Below are 926 nucleotides of genomic sequence, written 5' to 3'. Positions count from 1 at the left end.
TAGTTGATTTCCCAATTGTGACAGTTTTTCTAGAAGTCGTTCATCGTCGGAAAATAATAGCATGATAGTACCTCGTTCATCTTAGTAGTTCTATTATCTCATAAAATTTAGGGAGTGAAAATAAAGAAAAGCAGGTATTTCTACTGTAGTGGAACCATCAGCAGTTAAAAACAACTGCTAGATGGCGGAGATTTTGAGACCTTGGCTCAAAATTTAGTGATGAGACTCCGAAGGAGACTGCTCACGTCCGCACTACCAAATAGGAATACCTACTTATTTGAAATAAGGCGACAATAAGTATGAGTTTTTAGAGGTGCCCTTTTGTTAATCAGAGTCAATGAAACTAGACTTTTATCCCAGCCTCTTTCTTATACCTCCGTCTCACTATCTGATTTGTATTCAAAATTGTTTTACTATCAGATTGGACGTAATGTCATTGGTCTTCTCTTTTGATAGATAACAATTCTTCTTTACTGGTTAAAAACGCTTCGTAAGCGCCCAATAACAGGGTACATCAAAAAACCTCCAAGATTGTAAGCAGCTTGCTTTGAATCTTGGAGGTTTCTTTAACGACAATGCTCTTGTATTTGTTTTGCCCATGGTAAATAAGCCTCTAGAACCTCCTTTTTTTCGAGAGTCTCCTCGTTTGGTAAATGTTCTAGTAGGAAAACTATATATTTTTCACTGTCCACTTGGTGGAGTTTGGCTGTCTCAATTAGAGTCATAATAATCGCACTAGACTCTGCTCCCTCTAAACTCTGGGAAAACAACCAATTCTTGCGCCCCATTACTAAGGATTTGATTGCTCTTTCTGCCAAATTATTGGATAGAACGAGACGTCCATCCTCCAGTACAGTTTTGAATGTGGACTCATAATCCAAACTGTATTTGAGAGCACGGCCTAACTTGGATTCTGGTAAGACATA

General features: G+C 38.1%; 1 protein-coding gene. It reads right to left on the bottom strand.

Annotated elements, in window-relative coordinates:
* Positions 1 to 566: 566 nt before the first annotated feature.
* Positions 567 to 926, bottom strand: a 360-nt coding sequence (locus E5983_RS09225) for an IS66 family transposase (RefSeq protein ID WP_160332181.1), incomplete at its 5' end; no start/stop codon positions are given.

It is taken from the genome of Streptococcus danieliae, assembly GCF_009767945.1.
GTDB lineage: Bacteria > Bacillota > Bacilli > Lactobacillales > Streptococcaceae > Streptococcus > Streptococcus danieliae.
Note: the sequence above shows the minus strand (reverse complement) of the source record. Positions and strands in the feature narration are given on the sequence as shown.